This is a genomic window from Pseudomonas sp. KH_017 (genome assembly GCF_057840285.1).
Map to the genome: position 1 here is coordinate 1,989,592 of NZ_CM174509.1, position 16,748 is coordinate 2,006,339.

Here is a 16,748-nt window from a genome sequence, read left to right on the forward strand (position 1 = left end):
GTATCCGCGCCTGCATCCGTGAGAAAAACCGCTGGATCGGCAAAGCAATGTTTACCGAAAGTCATGAATCGGGGCAGGAAGATGTGTTGATGGCGTCTGATCTGACGCCTTCGCGAGCAAGCCCGCTCCCACAGGGATTTACTGCGTCCACAGCTTTTGTGCACGACCCGGATCATTGTGGGAGCGGGCTTGCTCGCGAAGGGGGCAACCCGGTTTCAGAGCCTTACCCCGCGCCTCAAGCATCATGCAATTGGTCGATCTGGTCGCATACAACCATCCCCCTAAGCAATATCGCTACGACTGAATTCCTCCCCGAGAAAATCGATCAACGTGCGCACCGAAGGCAGCAGGCCCCGACGCGAGGGGAAGATGGCATGGATGACACCGCTCTTCGGTGCCCAGCCCGGCACCAGTTCCACCAGTTGCCCGGCAGCGATTTCATCTCGCACCACCACACTGGGCAGGTGCACGATGCCGATCCCGGCGAGCGCCGCATGGCGCAAGGCCAACAGGTCATCGGTGACCATCCGCGGCGCGTGCCGGATCATCGCGGTGCTGCCGTCGGCACCGAACAGTTCCCACTGATATTCGCGCTGCGCCGCGCCCCAGTGCAGGCTCGGCAAGCCGCTGAGGTCGGCCGGGGATGCCGGTGTCGACAGGCGCGATAAAAAGTCCGGGCTGCCGACCACGCTCTGGGTGCTGTTGCCCAGCACCTTCATCACCATGTCGGTGTTCTCCAGCGGCGGAAAACGTACCCGCAGGGCAATGTCGAAGCCTTCGTGAATCAGGTCGACCCGGCGGTTGGTGCTCTCGATGAACAACTCCACCAACGGGTACTTGAGCATGTAGCGGGTCAGCATCGGCCCGACCCAGGAATTGAGCAGCGCCGTCGGGCAACTGACTCGCACCAGGCCCTGGGGTTCGGAGCGGTTGCGCTCGATCAGTTCGGCGGCGCTTTCCGCCTCCACCCGCATGGCCAGGCAACGCTGGTAATAGGCCTGGCCGATTTCCGTCAATGAACAATGCCGGCTGGTGCGGTGCAGCAGGCGTACACCAAGGCGCTCTTCAAGCTCGGCGATGCGTCGGCTGAGCTTGGACTTGGGCATGTCCAGTGCCCGGCCGGCTGCGGCGAAACCGTGATGCTCCACCACCTGGGTGAAGTAGTAGAGGGTGTTGAGGTCTTCCACCATCGTTCTCCAAATAGAACGCTAAAGCTGATTTTTGCAGTCTAGCGCAGCAAAGGTCACGGTTTTAAGCTTTGTCCATGGCTTCACTCACCTCATCAGGAGACACCATGAAAAACATCATCGGTATCTACACCAGTCCACGGACCCATTGGGTTGGCGACGGTTTTCCGGTTCGCACGCTGTTTTCCTACGACAACCTGGGCAAACACATCAGCCCGTTCCTGTTGCTGGATCACGCCGGCCCCGCTGAATTCACCCCGACCAGCGAGCGACGTGGCGTTGGTCAGCATCCGCATCGTGGCTTCGAAACCGTGACTATCGTTTACAAGGGCGAACTGGAGCACCGGGACTCCACCGGCAGTGGCGGCAAGATCGGCCCCGGTGATGTGCAATGGATGACCGCGGCCTCGGGGATCCTGCATGAAGAGTTTCACTCCGAAGGTTTCGCCAAGAGCGGTGGCACCCTGGAGATGGTGCAACTGTGGGTCAACCTGCCGGCCAGGGACAAAATGGCCGACCCCGGCTACCAGACGATTCTCGACCGTGACATCCCGGCCATCGCCTTGAAGGACAACGCCGGCAGCCTGCGCCTGATCGCCGGTGAGTTCGACGGCCACAAGGGCGCGGCGCGCACCTTCACCCCGGTCGACGTGTGGGACATTCGCTTGAATGCCGGCAAGTTGCTCACCCTGGATCTGCATGAAGGGCGCAACACCGCACTGGTGGTGCTGCGCGGTACGGTTCAGGTCAATGGCCTGGAATCGGTGCGCCAGGGGCAACTGGCCCTGTTCGACCGCAAGGGCGATCAGGTGACCCTCGAAGCCAGCGAAGACGCGGTAGTGCTGTTGCTCAGCGGCGAGCCGATCGACGAGCCGATCGTCGGCCACGGGCCGTTCGTGATGAACACCGAGCAGGAAATCCACCAGGCCTTCGCCGACTTCCAGTCTGGTCGCTTCGGCCGGATGCACGCTTAGTTCGCAACGCTTTTACACCCGACTCTACACAGGATGAGTAGGCCGGTTTTCAGGCCAGGGATGGCTATTGCCCAAAAGAAAGAGGAAACGCTCATGAACACTGTCTACGCGGCCAACTTCAACGGCCAGAAACCGACCATCGACCCCAACGACAGCGCGATGCTGCTGATCGATCACCAGAGCGGACTGTTCCAGATCGTCAAGGACATGGACGTGCCCCAACTGCGCGCCAACGCCATTGCCCTGGCCAAGGCCGCGACCCTGCTGAAGATGCCGGTGATCACCACCGCTTCCGTTCCCCAGGGGCCTAACGGGCCGTTGATCCCGGAAATCCACGAGGCCGCACCCCATGCGCAATACGTGGCGCGCAAAGGTGAAATCAACGCCTGGGACAACCCGGAGTTTCACGCGGCGGTCAAAGCCACCGGCAAGAAAACCCTGGTGATCGCCGGCACCTTGACCAGCGTGTGCCTGGCGTTCCCGTCCATCGCCGCCGTGCATGAAGGCTACAAGGTGTTTGCCGTGGTCGACGCCTCCGGCAACCACTCGAAACTGGCCACTGATCTGACCGTTGCCCGTTTGGCCCAGGCCGGGGTGGTGCCGATCGACATCATGGCTACGCTCTCTGAGCTGCAAGGCTCGTGGAACCGTCCGGATGCCGAGCAGTGGGCCGCTGTCTACGCCCAGGCCATGCCGCATTATCAATTGCTGATCGAGAGTTACCTCAAGGCCCAGCAAGTGGCGAACGAACACGAGGCGCTGGACTCCCAGCGCTGACCGGTGACCCCACGCCGATTTCCAATCGGCATCGATAACATGCGAGGACTACTACAATGACCACTTCCTACAAGCGTCTGGACAAGGACAACGCCGCGGTTCTGATGGTTGATCATCAGGCGGGCCTGCTGTCACTGGTGCGCGACATCGACCCGGATCGATTCAAGAACAACGTGCTGGCCCTGGCCGACCTGGCCAAGTACTTCAAGCTGCCAACCATCCTCACCACCAGTTTCGAAACCGGTCCCAACGGACCGCTGGTGCCCGAGCTCAAGGCACTGTTTCCGGACGCGCCGTACATCGCTCGCCCGGGCCAGATCAACGCCTGGGACAACGAAGATTTCGTCAAGGCGATCAAGGCCACCGGCAAGAAACAACTGATCATCGCTGGTGTGGTGACGGAGGTGTGCGTGGCGTTCCCGGCGCTTTCGGCCCTGGCCGAAGGTTTTGAGGTGTTCGTGGTTACCGATGCGTCCGGCACTTTCAACGAACTGACCCGCGAGTCGGCGTGGAACCGTATGACCGCTCAGGGCGCGCAACTGATGACCTGGTTCGGCCTGGCCTGTGAACTGCACCGCGACTGGCGCAACGATGTCGAAGGGTTGGGCACATTGTTCTCCAACCACATTCCGGATTACCGCAACCTGATGACCAGCTACAGCACGCTGGCCAATAGCAAGTAACTTCGGCATCACGCATCCCCCCCTGTGGGAGCGAGCTTGCTCGCGATGGCGGCAAAACAGTCACTGATGTTCTGACTGTCAGGCCGCTATCGCGAGCAAGCTCGCTCCCACATTGGTTTTGTGGTGTTTGTGGGAGGGTGTTCATCCCGCCAAATCAATTGCTCCTACACTATGGCCAATCCATGCGATCTTCGCGTAATTGGCCCTGGCTGGAGTTGCTTGATGCTGTCATTGCTCACCGAACACCCGCTGATCTGCGCACTGGCGCTGATCCTGATCGATCTTGGATTGTGGTACTTGCTCAGTGCCCTTGGCAGCGCCTGGCGGCTGTTGGTGCGGGTGGTGATTTTTTCGTTGTTCAGCCTCCTGCTGTTCAACGAAGGCCTGAACCCGATGGAGCCGCCGCCCTGGCCTGATAACGTACCCTTGCATCTGGCGGCCACCGGCTTGCAGATCGGCTGGTGGTTGTTCGGTGCGCGGACCCTGACCGTGCTGATCGGCGCGGTGATGATGCAACGGGTCGGGCATACCGGGCGATTGCTTCAGGATTTGCTCGGTGCGGTGATTTTCCTGATCGCGGTCATTGCCGCCCTGGCCTATGTACTCGATCTGCCGGTCAAGGGCGTGCTGGCGACGTCCGGCGCGTTGGCGATCATTGTCGGCCTGGCCTTGCAAAGTACCCTCAGCGACGTGTTCTCCGGGATCGTCCTGAACACCACCAAACCCTACCAACTGGATGACTACATCTCCATCGATGGCATGGAAGGCCGGGTCACCGACATCGACTGGCGTGCCACGCGCCTGCAGACCGCCCAGGGTTGCATGGCGGTGATACCCAACTCCCTGGCCGCCAAGGCCAAGATCATCAATTTCAGTCGGCCGAGCGATATGTTCGGCATCTCCGTTTCGTTGGAAGTGAGCCCCCACGCGCGACCGAACACGGTGATCGAAGCCCTGGAGCGGGCCATGCAGGGTTGCCGCTTTCTGCTGGACACTCCGTCGCCGAGCGTCGGCATGAAAAGTGCCGGCAACACCGGCGTGGTCTATGAAATCAGCGGATTTGTCGCGCAGATGGACCAGAAGCGTTCGGTGCGCAATCAACTGTTCGACCTGGCCTACCGGCACTTGCAGGCGTCCGGCGTCAACCTGCTGTCGAGCGTGGAGCCCAATCCGCCAGGCAACCTGTCGCGGGCCCGGGCGTTGCTCGACAGTTCGCCGATTTTCTCCACCCTGCGCCAGGAAGAGAAAGACACCTTCAGCCAGAACATGACCTTGCAATCGTTCCGCGCCGGGGAAACGATCCTGGAGGCGGGGGAGGTCAGTGATCACCTGTTCATCATCGAGTCCGGGGTGGTGACCGTGACGCTGACCCGGCACGGCGAACCTTTTGAATCCGGGCGCATGGGGCCGGGGGAAGTGATAGGCGAAGCCGGGATCCTGGACGGCAGCTCGGTGCCTGCGCGGTTCACCGCCAAGACCTTCTGTGGCCTGTACCGCATCGAAAAGTCCTACCTCAAGCCGTGCCTGGATGCCCGTCACGACATCAGCGATGCAATGAAAACCTTGCTCGATTACCGGCTGCACAAAGCGAAAACCCTGACTCAGGACCTGCCGGTGGCGGAGGCGAAAAAGGGCTTTTTGCAGTGGTTGCGCAATCGGGTTTGAATTCGGTGGTGAATGGCCGCTGCGCGGTTCGTCGCTCGGAGCAACCTCGCTCCCACAGGGGAATGCGCTCAAATGTGGGAGCGGGCTTGCTCGCGAAGGCGGCAGTGAACTCACCAAAAGTGAAGCGTGAAACCCATCACCCCCGCGCCTCCACCGACAACCAGGAAGGAACCGCCAATGGCCTCCTCGACTTCTGGAAGATTGGCTATTTGTGTAGACCGGTCGTGGGACTAACGTAGTGACACACTCATTTACCCTGGAGCACGCCATGCAACCCCGTATCGATTTCTACACCGCGTCCCCTGATGCCCTCAAAGCGATGATCGCCCTGGAAACAGCGGTGTCGAAGCTGCCGCTGGAAAAAAACCTGATCGAACTGGTCAAGCTGCGCACCTCGCAAATCAACGGCTGCGCCTTCTGCCTGGACATGCACAGCGCCGATGCCCGCAAGGGCGGTGAGTCCGAGCGTCGCCTGGCGACACTGTCGGCCTGGCGCGAAACGCCGTTCTTCACCGAGCGTGAACGCGCCGCCCTGGCCTGGACCGAATCCCTGACCCTGATCAGCCAGACCCATGCCCCGGACGAAGACTATGAACTGGCTACCACGCAGTTCGATGCCAAGGAATTGGTCGACCTGACCGTCGCCATCACCACCATCAACGCCTGGAACCGCCTGGCCATCGGCTTTCGCAAAATGCCTCAGGCCTGACCCGCACAAGTATCAATGAGCATCGGCACTCGGCGCGGCCGGTGGTTGCACCTTGCGCATCAGGGGCACCATCGCCGTGGCGATAATGAAGCAGACCATGATCATCAGGAACGCGTCGCCATAGGTTTGCGTCTGGGCTTCGCGGTAGGTCAGCAACCATAGCTGATGCAGACTGGCGGTGACTCCGGCGTCACCGCTCTGGCCGAGGGCGGCGAAGTTGTTGCCGACCTGGGACAGCCAGTGGTTGAGCGCCTCGTTGGTGCTGTTGAGGTTCTCCGCCAGCCGGGTGAAATGCAGGTTGGTGCGGTCGTTGAGGATGGTCGCGCACGCGGCGATGCCGATGGCTCCGCCCAGGTTGCGCATCAGGTTGAACAGCCCCGACGCATGCTTGAGGCGTGCCGGCGCCAGGCCGCCGAGGGTCAAGGTCACCGTCGGCGGCACCGCCAATTGCTGGGCAATCCCGCGCAGGGCTTGCGGCAGCATCAATTCTTTGGCCCCCCAGTCATGGGTGATCGGGCTGAAATCCCACATCGACAAGGCGAACAGCCCGAGGCCGGTCATCATGATCCAGCGCAGGTCGATGCGGTTGGCCAGAAAGGCGTACAGCGGAATCGCCATGATCTGGAACACCCCGGTGGAGAAAACCGCCAGACCAATGTCCAGCGCTCCGTAGCCGCGCACCCGGCCGAGGAACAGCGGTGTCAGGTAAATGGTGGCGAACAGGCCGATGCCGGTGACGAACGAGAAGAAACAGCCGAGGGCAAAATTGCGGTCTTTCAAGGCGCGCAGATCGACAATCGGATTGGCCACATGCAGGGTCCGGCCGACGAATGCCAGCCCGGCGAGGCCGCTGATCCACGCGGTGGTCAGGATCGTGCGGTCGCTGAACCAGTTCCAGCGCGGGCCTTCTTCGAGGGTGTATTCCAGGCAGCCGAGGAACAGCGCCAGAAATACCATGCTCAAGTAATCCGCGCCTTTGAGCAACGACAGTTCCGGCTGGTCGATTTTCACCAGCATCGGCACGGCCACGGCGACAAAGATGCCGGGGACCAGGTTGATGTAGAACAGCCAGTGCCAGGACGATATGTCGGTGATCCAGCCACCGATCACCGGTCCCAGGGTCGGTGCCAATGAGGCCACCGCGCCGATGGTCGCGGCGGCGATCACCCGTTGCTTGCCGGTGAAGAACACGAAGGCCGTGGTGAACACCAGCGGAATCATCGAGCCGCCCAGAAACCCTTGCAGGGCACGGAAGGCAATCATGCTCTGGATGTTCCAGGCCACGCCGCACAGCAGGCTGGTCAGAGTGAAACCCACCGCCGACGCACAAAACAGCCAGCGCGTGGAAAACACCCGGGACAGCCAACCAGACAGCGGGATCACGATGATTTCGGCGATCAGGTAGCTGGTTTGCACCCACGCGGTTTCGTCGGTGCCGGCGGAAAGCCCGCCGCCGATGTCACGCAACGAAGCCGAGACGATCTGGATATCCAGCAGCGCAATGAACATGCCGATGCACATGCTGGCAAAGGCGAAGACCTTGGTCGCCGTCGCCATGTTCGCGGCATTGAACGGTTGCGCCGGGGCGGCAAGGGTGCGGCTCATGGCGCGCTGGCCACGGCTGGCGCTTCAGGCTCCTTGCGTGTGTCCACTTCAGCGGTCACCGACAATCCCGGACGCAGATGGCCGAGTACGCTGTCAGCCGGGTCGAGGTGAATCCGCACCGGCACCCGTTGCACGATCTTGGTGAAGTTGCCGGTGGCGTTTTCCGGCGGCAACACACTGAATTGCGAGCCGCTGGCGGGGGCGAGGCTGTCCAGGTGACCGTGGAATTCCTGCCCCGACAGCACGTCGGCACGGATCACCACCCGTTGTCCCGGCACCATGTGCGCCAGTTGGTCTTCCTTGAAGTTGGCATCGACCCACAGACCGCTGGTCGGCACCACCGAGAGCAATTGCGAGCCGGCCTGGGCATAGGCGCCGACCCGTGCCCGGCGATTGCCGATCACACCGTCGACCGGTGCCTTCAGTTCGGTGTAGCCGACATTCAATTGCGCCAGGTCGCGCTCGGCCTTGGCCTGGATCAGGGCGGCCCGGGCTTGTTGTTTCTGGGTATCGATCACATTCAACTGGCGCTGCGCGGCCAGCAATTCAGCCTGGGCACGGTTACTTTTGGCCTGTGCAGTCTTGAATGTGGCGTTGGCCCGCTGTGCGCTTTCCACCGAGACGGCGTTGGTGGTCACCAGTTTTTTGTAGCGGCTATCGTCGTCCCGCGAACGGGCGGTTTCGGCACCGGCGGCGTCGATGCCGGCGCGGGCCTGGCCAATGACGGCCTGCTGCAGTTGTTCGGTGGCGTCTAGGTTGGCGAGCAGGGCTTCTTCGGCGGCCACTGCGCCTTCGGCCTTGGCCAGGTTGGCGCGGTAGTCGCGCGAATCGAGACGGATCAGCACGTCGCCGGCCTTGACCTTCTGGTTGTCAGTCACCAGCACCTCGTCGATATAACCCGCCACTTTCGGCCCGATCACCGTTACGTCGCCGCCGATGTAGGCGTCGTCGGTTTCCTCGATGAAACGTCCGGCAGTCCACCAATGGGTGCCATATACCCCAGCCAGTACCAGTGCTGCGATTCCTACTGTTGGTAACAGCAGGCGTTTGAGCAGGGGAGGTTTGGCGGCAGTCACCGGGGCAGCCAGGTTGGGTTCAACGGTGGGCATGCTGGTCATGGAGGATTACCTGTCGAATCGGGGGTTAATTATTACGACTGTAATATGATGTATGTAATATTTTGTGGCAAATGGTTTTTGCTGCCGGTCGTCAGGTCTTATTTCAGCCAGTCGCCGGGGGTGATGCCGGTCATGTCCTTGAAGAAGGCGATGAAGGCACTGTCACTGGCAAATCCCAGTTCAAAAGCGCTGTAGCCGATGTTGCGTCCGGTCGCGAGCAATTCGATGGCGCGCATCAGCCGCCACTGTTGCCGCCATTGCTGATAACTCATGCCGGTCTCACGCTGGAAGATTCGGCCAATGGTGCGGCCGCTGGCGCCTATCCGTGCTTGCAGTGCCTGAAGTTTCGGCGGCAACTTCTCGACGGTCGCGAGCAGCGGTGCCAGGCGTTTGTCCGACGGCAGCGGCAGCAGCATGGGCTGGCGGGCCGCGTCGCGAATTTCGCTCAGGCACAGCCCCAGCAGATGGACGTATTTTCCCTGCTGCCAGGCGGTGTCGAAGCTGGCGTGGGCTATCGACTCCAGCACGGCCCGCAGCAACGGGCTGACTTCAATCACGCAGACCTGTTGCGGCAGGTCTGCGCATAACGCGGGGCTCAGGTAAATGGAACGGTAATCGACGCTCTGTTGCATCACGGCGCGATGGGCCACACCGCAAGGAATCCAGGCCGCGCGCGAGGGTGGCAACAGGCACAGCTGCTGCGCCAGGGTAATGCGCGTACAGCCCTGGCGGGTAAACAGCAGTTGCCCGCGTTGATGTTGATGCATGCCCGAATCGTGATCACCGAGGGTTGCGGCGATGCCGATAACCGGCGCGGTGAAGCTGTCGGGATCGAAATGTGCGTGGGCGTCGAGCCAGGCCATGGGTTGTCCGATTTCAGCGATAAGTTGGCAGGGTTCTGATAGTACGTCAGTCACGATTTTTTAAGCTGCACGGCAATTTCTTTTAAGAGTGAAGTCGTGATGAATGACAAAAAAATCGTGGTATTGGCCGTCGCGCTGCTGATGTTCCCGCAGTTGGCGCAATCCATTTACAGCCCGGCGCTGGCGGACATCGGCCGGGCCTTTGCCGTCGGGCCGCAGGCGTCGGCGCAAATGCTTTCCATCTATTTCCTGGCGTTCGCGTTCGGCGTGGTGGTGTGGGGCCGGATGTGCGACCTGGTCGGGCGTCGCCCGACGATGCTTGCAGGGTTCGCCCTGTACGCCGCGGCTTCATTGATGGCGCTCAGTGTCAGCTCGTTCGATGCACTGTTGGCGGCCCAGGGCCTGGCCGCGTTTGGCGCAGCGGTGGGCTCGGTCGTTACGCAAACCGTGTTGCGCGACCGCTTCAAGGGGGTGGCACTGGCCCAGGTGTTTTCGGTCATGGGCATCGCACTGGCCGCCAGCCCGGCCATCGGGCTGTTCGCCGGAGCAAGCCTGGTGCAAGGCTTCGGTTATCCAGGCGTGCCGGGAGGGCTTCTGGTGCTATCGGTTGGACTGTGGTTCTGGTGCCTGCGGGTTTTACCGGAAACCCGACCACAGCATGTGGCTTCGCCCGCACTGTTCGAGACGCTGTGGCAAATGCTTCGGGATCGCGACATATGGCGTTCGACGTTATTGGTAGCAGTCTTCAATATTGGCCTGTTCAGCTACTACAGCCTGGGACCCTTCATGTTTGAGCGGCTGGGGCTGAGTGCGCAAATGTTCGGCTACAGTGGCGTCATCCTGGCCTTGGGTTCCGGCCTTGGGGCCGGGCTCAATAAACGGCTGCTGCAACGAGGGTTGAGTAGTGCACAGCTGATCCAGGCGTCGGGATCACTGATGTTGGTGGGTGCCAGTTTCGTCTGGCTGATGGAGGACAGCGCTTTGTTCGTGCTGGCGATGTTGTTGGTGGTACTGGCCTTTGGCATGGCGATCCCGAACATCCTCGGTTCGGCCTTGGTCAACTACGGTGATCGACTGGGTACGGCCGGCGCGCTGTTTGGCTTGCTGTATTACCTGTTGATCGGTGGCGGGCTGATGCTGGCAGCCTGGGGGCAGGCATTGGGCGCGACCTTGATGGTATGTGCGGTGGTGGCCTGGATGTTGGCGTGGATCAAGCCACAAAAGACCTAGTCATCCCGAGGTTTCTTGCCGCGGCTGCGGTAATGACGGATTACGAACCGTTCGCGGATAAAAACCATCAAACAATCGGCGCACGGAAATGAAAAAAAGGCCGGTGATCTGCGCGATCACCGGCCTTTTTTCGGCTATTGCTTAGACGCGTTCAAAAATCGCCGCAATCCCCTGGCCACCACCGATGCACATGGTCACCAGCGCGTAACGACCGCCGGTGCGGTGCAGTTCGTGGATGGCCTTGGTGGCGATGATCGCGCCGGTTGCGCCCACCGGGTGGCCCAGGGCGATACCCGAACCGTTCGGGTTGACCTTGGCCGGGTCGAGGTCCAGTTCCTGGCTGACGGCACAGGCCTGGGCGGCGAAGGCGATGTTGGCTTCGATCACGTCCAGGTCGGCGACGGTCAGGCCGGCGCGCTTGAGCGCCAGGCGGGTGGCCGGGATCGGGCCCAGGCCCATGAATTCCGGTTCGACGCCGGCGTGGGCGTAGCTGACCAGGCGGGCGAGTGGCTTCAGGTTGTTGGCCTGGACCGCGTTGCCGCTGGCCATGACCAGTGCGGCGGCGCCGTCGTTGAGGCCCGAGGCGTTGCCGGCGGTGACCGAGCCGTCCTTCTTGAACGCAGGCTTCATCGCAGCCAGCTGTTCCAGGGACGTGGCACGCGGATGTTCGTCGACACTGAACAGTTTGACGCCTTTGCGATCCTGGATTTCCACGGTCGCGATCTGCTCGCTGAAGTAGCCGTTGGCAATCGCGTGGGCCGCGCGTTTCTGGTCTTCGAAAGCCAGGGCGTCCTGCATTTCGCGGGTGATGCCGTTGCGCGCAGCGACGTTCTCGGCGGTGATGCCCATGTGGATGCCATGGAACGGGTCATGCAGGATGCCGAGCATGTAGTCGATGACCTGGGCGTTGCCCATGCGCGAACCCCAACGGGCGCTCGGCATCAGGTACGGGCCACGGCTCATGGATTCGGCACCGGCACCGACGACGATGTCGGCATCGCCGAGCATCAGGGTCTGGGCGGCGTTGATGATCGCTTGCAGGCCCGAACCGCACAGGCGGTTGACGTTGTAGGCCGGGGTTTCCTTCGGGATGCCGGCGTTCATCGCCGCGACGCGGGAGATGTAGGCATCGCGGGTTTCGGTCGGGATCACGTTGCCCATCACCAGGTGGCCAACGAGCGCCGGGTCCACGGCGGCTCGCTCCAGGGCGGCTTTCACAGCCGTGGTCGCGAGGTCGGCCAGTGGCACGTCCTTGAGCGAACCGCCGAATGTACCGATGGCGGTACGGGCGGCGCTGACGACGTAGATTTCTGGAGTGTTCATGGCTGGTTTCCTTTCGGTGGATTCTTATCTGTACTGCGATTGAGCAGGGCGTTCAAGGCGGTTTTCGCCTCGTCGGTATTCAGGCGCTGAATGAACAGCGTGTTTTCTTCGCGCAGGGTGGCTTCCAGTTCGGCCAGGGAAGCCTGTTTCATCAATTGCCGGGACTGGCGCAAGGCTTGCTGGGGCATGGCCAGGAAGCGCTGGGCGATTTTTGTCGCCGCCGCCAGGCATTGTGCGCCGTCATCGAAGGCTTCATTGGCCAGGCCCCAGGCCACCGCTTCGTTGCCGTCCAGGCCGTTGCCCAACAGGAGCAGGCTCGCGGCGCGGGCATGGCCGAGCCGGCGTGGCAGCAACAGGCTGGCGCCGAATTCGGGGCACAGGCCGATGTTGACGAACGGCATGCGCAGCTTGGCGTTGCGGGTCACCAGCACCTGATCGCAATGCAGCAGCAACGTGGTGCCGATGCCGATGGCCGCCCCGCAGACTGCCGCGACCAGCGGTTTTTGCAGGCGCGTGACGACCTTCATCAAGTAGAACGCCGGGGCGTCCAGATGAGTGGGCGGATTCTGCAGGAAATCCACCAGGTCATTGCCGCTGGTGAAGCACGCCGGGCCGCCGGTGAGGATGATCACGCCGGTCTGCGGGTCTTCGTCGGCGGCCAGCAACAGCTCGGCCAGTTGCGTGTACATGGCGTTGTTCAGCGCATTGAGCTTGTCCGGGCGGTCGATGGTCAGCGTCAACACGCCGTCGCGTTGCTCGTGTTTGATCAGGTCGGTCATCGCAGGCTCTGCAGGGTCGGTTCAGGGCTGCCACTTTAAGCGCCGGACAAACTCCGGATCTATGGCAAAACGGGTCAACTGCACTGCCGCTTTTTGCCATGCCGGTGTGCCAAAAGCGACACACACCCATTCGGGGTATGGCCGCGCCCGGCGAATCGACCAATAGTGGGGGCATCCGCTCATCCAGAGCCGAACTCGCTATAAGGTGCATTTGCTATGGGCAAGACGCTGCTTAAGGTGATTTCCAGTCTGTTTGTTGTACCGCTGACATTGAATGCCTACGCCGCTCAAGTGGACGACAGCCATACGCTGCGGCTGTACAACTGGGCGGATTACATCGGCGAAAAAACCGTGGCCGATTTCGAAAAGGCCACCGGCATCAAAGTCATCTACGACACCTTCGATGCCTACGAAACGGTGCAGGCCAAATTGCTCACCGGCCACTCCGGTTATGACCTGATCGTGTTGAATGCGTCCCTGGCGCCGCCGCTGATCAAGGCCAAGGTGTTCCAGCCGCTGGACAAGAAACAGCTGCCGGGCTGGACCAACCTGGACCCGAAAGTCCTGGAGGATTTGCAAGGGTACGATCCGGGCACCACGTACTCGGCGCCTTATACCTGGGGCAGCAACGGCGTCACCTACAACGTCGACAAGATCAAGGAGCGCATGCCGGACGCGCCGATCGGCTCGCTGGCGATGATCTTCGATCCGAAGATCGTCTCGCGCTTCGCCGATTGCGGTGTGACCCTGCTCGATGCCCCGACTGAAGTCATTCCCATGGCCCTGAAGTACCTGGGGCGTGATCCTCGCAGCGCCGCACCGGAAGATCTGAAAGCCGCCCAGGACTTGCTGCTGTCCGTGCGGCCGTACATCCGCAAATTCGACTCGGTCAATTACCTGACCAGCCTGCCCAACGGCGACGTGTGCATGGCCATGACCTGGTCCGGCGACTACGCCACGGCGATGGCCCGCGCCGCAGAAGCCAAGAAGAAGATCGACCTGGCGTACTTCATCCCCAAGGAAGGCTCGTTGATCTGGTTCGACAACATGTACATCCCCGCCGACGCACCCCACGTCGCCAATGCCCACAAATTTCTCGAATACCTGATGCAGCCGCAGGTGATGGCGGACGTGAGCGACTTCATCAATTACGCCAACAGCAACGCCGCGGCCACGCCGTTGTTGAACGCCGATGTACGCAATAACCCGGCCATCTATCCCGATCCACAGACCCGCGAGCGGCTGTTTCCGCAGAAGACCCAGGACGCCAAGGACATGCGGGCGATTACCCGGGTCTGGAGCACCGTGAAAAGCGGCATCTGATGGGTTCGATCGTTAGTCATTTCGGTTAGAGGTTTATTTATGGCAACGCCAACACGCAGCGTTTTTTCCCCAGCGGACGAGTCCCGGCTGGTCAAGGCCGACAAGGCCCATCATATGCACGGCTATCACGTGTTCGATGAACACGCCGAACAAGGCTCGCTGAACATCGTCGCAGGCGATGGCGCCTACATCTACGACACCCAGGGCAACCGCTTTCTCGATGCGGTAGGCGGCATGTGGTGCACCAACATCGGTTTGGGCCGTGAGGAAATGGCCGAGGCCATCGCCGATCAGGTGCGGCAACTGGCTTATTCGAACCCGTTTTCCGACATGTCGAACAACGTCGCCATCCAGCTGTGCGAAAAACTCGCCAGCCTCGCTCCCGGCGACCTCGACCATGTGTTCCTGACCACCGGCGGCTCCACCGCCGTGGACACCGCGTACCGGCTGATCCAGTACTACCAGAACTGCCGTGGCAAACCCGAGAAGAAGCACGTCATTGCGCGGTTCAACGCCTATCACGGCTCCACCACCCTGACCATGTCGATCGGCAACAAGGCCGCCGACCGTGTGCCGGAGTTCGATTACGCGAACCCGCTGATCCACCACGCCTCCAACCCCAACCCGTACCGCGCGCCGGACGGCATGGACGAGGCGCAGTTCCTCGAATTCCTGGTCAAGGAATTCGAAGACAAGATCCTCTCGATTGGCGCGGACAAGGTCGCCGGTTTTTTCGCCGAGCCGATCATGGGCTCGGGCGGGGTGATCATTCCGCCCCGGGGTTATCTCAAGCGCATGTGGGACGTGTGCCAGCGCTACGACATCCTGTTCGTCGCCGACGAAGTGGTGACTTCGTTCGGTCGCCTGGGCAAGTTCTTTGCCTCTTATGATGTGTTCGATGTGCAACCCGACATCATCACCACTGCCAAGGGCCTGACCTCGGCCTATCTGCCACTGGGTGCGTGCATCTTTTCCGACCGTATCTGGAAAGTCATCGCCGAGCCGGGCAAGGGCCGCTGCTTCACCCACGGCTTCACCTACAGCGGGCATCCGGTGTGCTGCACGGCCGCGCTGAAGAACATCGAGATCATCGAACGAGAAAACCTGCTGGCCCATGTCGACACGGTGGGTGCTTATCTGGAAGAGCGCCTGGCAACCCTGCGGACCTTGCCGCTGGTGGGGGATGTGCGCTGCCAGAAACTCATGGCCTGCGTGGAGTTCGTCGCCGATAAACGCACCAAGGCGCTGTTCCCCGACGAGATCAACATTGGCGAGAAAATCCACGTGCGGGCCCAGGCCCGGGGCTTGCTGGTGCGGCCGATCATGCACCTCAATGTGATGTCGCCACCGTTGATCCTGACGTTTGCCCAGGTCGATGAAATCGTCGAGACCCTGCGCGAATGCATTCTGGAAGTGGCCGCCGAGCTTGAAGCGAGCGGACAGTACGCGGGCCAATGATTTCGTCAGTCAGGCTGTTACCAAGGGCGTGTCCAGCCGCTAGACTGCGGGGCATGAGCAAACCAGACGACGATACGCTGATCGCGGTGCCCTTCGGGGCATTGCACAAATGGCATGGGGGAATGCGCGAGGCATTCGCCCATATCGACGAGCCTGACGCCCTGCAACACCTGGCGTCGGCGTTGGCGCAGCTGGTGTCCGTCGAGTCGATGATGATCAGCCTGGAGCGCAAGGACCGTGCGCCCCAGTTGCTGCATCAGCGCGGGATCGCGCAGGAGTATCAGGTGTCGATCCTGGAGCGCTATTTTGCCGGCGGTTATTTGCTCGACCCGTTCTGCCTGGCGGTGGAGCAGGGGTTGGCGCAAGGTTTCTATCACCTGGAGGAAATTGCCCCGGACAATTTCTTCGACAGTGACTACTACAAATCCTATTACCTGAAGGCGGGCTGCTCGGAAGACAGCTACTACATCGTCGATATCGGCAATGACACGAAGATTTCCGTCAGCCTCTATCAGGGTTTCGGCGGTGAATGCCTGAGCGCCGAACAGCTGAATCTGCTGCGCGCCGTGGAACCGCTGGTGCGCGAATTCATCAGCGAATTCAGCCAACGGGGCATGCTGCGCAGTCGCGAAATCCAGTGTGATAAAGACCAGGGCATGCGCGATGATCTCAAGCACCGAGTGCAGTCGGCGTTCGAGCATTTCGGCAGCGACTTGCTGACCGAGCGTGAGCGGCAAGTGGCGCATATGGTCCTGCGCGGGCATTCGGTGAAATCCACGGCCAGCCAGATGAACATCTCACCGGAAACCGTACGCATGCACCGCAAGAACCTGTACCTGAAACTGGAGGTGGGGTCGCAGTCGGAGTTGTTTGCGCTGTTTATCGAGTGGTTGCGCAGGCACTGAGAGGTGACCACAGGCCTTTAGCCAGCAGAGATCAAATGTGGGAGCGGGCTTGCTCGCGAAGCGGTGTGTCAGTCAACATCAATGTTGAATGTCAGTCCGCTTTCGCGAGCAAGCCCGCTCCCACAGTAGTTAAAGGTTGACCACAAAAT

The 16,748-nt window shown here is 61.2% G+C and carries 15 protein-coding genes; 9 read left to right on the forward strand and 6 right to left on the reverse strand.

Annotated elements, in window-relative coordinates; translation table 11 throughout:
- Window positions 1-281: 281 nt before the first annotated feature.
- Entirely contained in the window at window positions 282-1,190 is a 909-nt protein-coding gene (locus AC3IT6_RS09050; protein ID WP_489354939.1) for a LysR family transcriptional regulator, read from the reverse strand.
- Window positions 1,191-1,294: 104 nt separating this feature from the next.
- Here AC3IT6_RS09050 and AC3IT6_RS09055 point away from each other — a divergent pair, with 104 nt between their 5' ends.
- From AC3IT6_RS09055 to AC3IT6_RS09075, 5 genes are all read left to right on the forward strand, one after another.
- Window positions 1,295-2,161 carry a pirin family protein gene (locus AC3IT6_RS09055; protein ID WP_489354940.1) on the forward strand — a complete coding sequence of 289 codons (867 nt, stop codon included), beginning with the start codon at window positions 1,295-1,297 and terminating at the stop codon, window positions 2,159-2,161.
- A 93-nt stretch (window positions 2,162-2,254) separates the two neighbouring features.
- On the forward strand, window positions 2,255-2,938 hold the full coding sequence (locus AC3IT6_RS09060; protein WP_008049795.1) for an isochorismatase family protein: 684 nt from the start codon (window positions 2,255-2,257) through the stop codon (window positions 2,936-2,938).
- Between the two features lie 56 nt (window positions 2,939-2,994).
- Window positions 2,995-3,621, forward strand: coding sequence for an isochorismate family cysteine hydrolase YcaC (gene ycaC, locus AC3IT6_RS09065; RefSeq protein ID WP_223446133.1), 627 nt, complete (start codon window positions 2,995-2,997; stop codon window positions 3,619-3,621).
- A gap of 222 nt (window positions 3,622-3,843) precedes the next feature.
- Window positions 3,844-5,286: a mechanosensitive ion channel domain-containing protein gene (locus AC3IT6_RS09070; protein WP_489354941.1), complete on the forward strand. Its 1,443-nt coding sequence runs from the start codon at window positions 3,844-3,846 to the stop codon at window positions 5,284-5,286.
- 268 nt (window positions 5,287-5,554) lie between these two features.
- Window positions 5,555-5,995: a carboxymuconolactone decarboxylase family protein gene (locus tag AC3IT6_RS09075; protein WP_223446137.1), complete on the forward strand. Its 441-nt coding sequence runs from the start codon at window positions 5,555-5,557 to the stop codon at window positions 5,993-5,995.
- Window positions 5,996-6,007: 12 nt separating this feature from the next.
- Here AC3IT6_RS09075 and AC3IT6_RS09080 read toward each other — a convergent pair whose 3' ends face one another.
- From AC3IT6_RS09080 to AC3IT6_RS09090, 3 genes are all read right to left on the reverse strand, one after another.
- Complete coding sequence (locus AC3IT6_RS09080) at window positions 6,008-7,600, reverse strand: DHA2 family efflux MFS transporter permease subunit (RefSeq protein WP_489354942.1); 1,593 nt, start codon at window positions 7,598-7,600, stop codon at window positions 6,008-6,010.
- Window positions 7,597-8,718: an HlyD family secretion protein gene (locus tag AC3IT6_RS09085; protein ID WP_489354943.1), complete on the reverse strand. Its 1,122-nt coding sequence runs from the start codon at window positions 8,716-8,718 to the stop codon at window positions 7,597-7,599. Before AC3IT6_RS09085 ends, AC3IT6_RS09080 begins: the two co-directional genes overlap by 4 nt.
- A gap of 98 nt (window positions 8,719-8,816) precedes the next feature.
- Complete coding sequence (locus tag AC3IT6_RS09090) at window positions 8,817-9,581, reverse strand: AraC family transcriptional regulator (protein WP_489354944.1); 765 nt, start codon at window positions 9,579-9,581, stop codon at window positions 8,817-8,819.
- A gap of 99 nt (window positions 9,582-9,680) precedes the next feature.
- On the opposite strand from AC3IT6_RS09090, the gene AC3IT6_RS09095 reads away from it, so the two are divergent.
- The gene (locus AC3IT6_RS09095; RefSeq protein WP_489354945.1) at window positions 9,681-10,811 is read left to right on the forward strand and encodes an MFS transporter; all 1,131 of its coding nucleotides are present in this window, start codon (window positions 9,681-9,683) and stop codon (window positions 10,809-10,811) included.
- Window positions 10,812-10,952: 141 nt separating this feature from the next.
- Here AC3IT6_RS09095 and AC3IT6_RS09100 read toward each other — a convergent pair whose 3' ends face one another.
- Together AC3IT6_RS09100 and AC3IT6_RS09105 are read right to left on the reverse strand one after the other, a co-directional pair.
- Entirely contained in the window at window positions 10,953-12,134 is a 1,182-nt protein-coding gene (locus AC3IT6_RS09100) for an acetyl-CoA C-acyltransferase family protein (RefSeq protein ID WP_489354946.1), read from the reverse strand.
- The gene (locus AC3IT6_RS09105) at window positions 12,131-12,913 is read right to left on the reverse strand and encodes an enoyl-CoA hydratase-related protein (RefSeq protein WP_223446149.1); all 783 of its coding nucleotides are present in this window, start codon (window positions 12,911-12,913) and stop codon (window positions 12,131-12,133) included. The genes AC3IT6_RS09100 and AC3IT6_RS09105 overlap by 4 nt, the downstream gene beginning before the upstream one ends.
- Window positions 12,914-13,129: 216 nt before the next feature.
- Between AC3IT6_RS09105 and AC3IT6_RS09110 the strand changes: the two genes are divergently transcribed.
- From AC3IT6_RS09110 to AC3IT6_RS09120, 3 genes are read left to right on the forward strand one after another with little or no spacing between them, the layout of a single operon-like run.
- Entirely contained in the window at window positions 13,130-14,236 is a 1,107-nt protein-coding gene (locus AC3IT6_RS09110; RefSeq protein WP_489354947.1) for a polyamine ABC transporter substrate-binding protein, read from the forward strand.
- 39 nt (window positions 14,237-14,275) lie between these two features.
- The gene (locus AC3IT6_RS09115; RefSeq protein ID WP_489354948.1) at window positions 14,276-15,694 is read left to right on the forward strand and encodes an aminotransferase; all 1,419 of its coding nucleotides are present in this window, start codon (window positions 14,276-14,278) and stop codon (window positions 15,692-15,694) included.
- Window positions 15,691-16,599, forward strand: coding sequence for a LuxR C-terminal-related transcriptional regulator (locus tag AC3IT6_RS09120; protein WP_057713971.1), 909 nt, complete (start codon window positions 15,691-15,693; stop codon window positions 16,597-16,599). Before AC3IT6_RS09115 ends, AC3IT6_RS09120 begins: the two co-directional genes overlap by 4 nt.
- The last annotated feature ends 149 nt before the right edge of the window (window positions 16,600-16,748 follow it).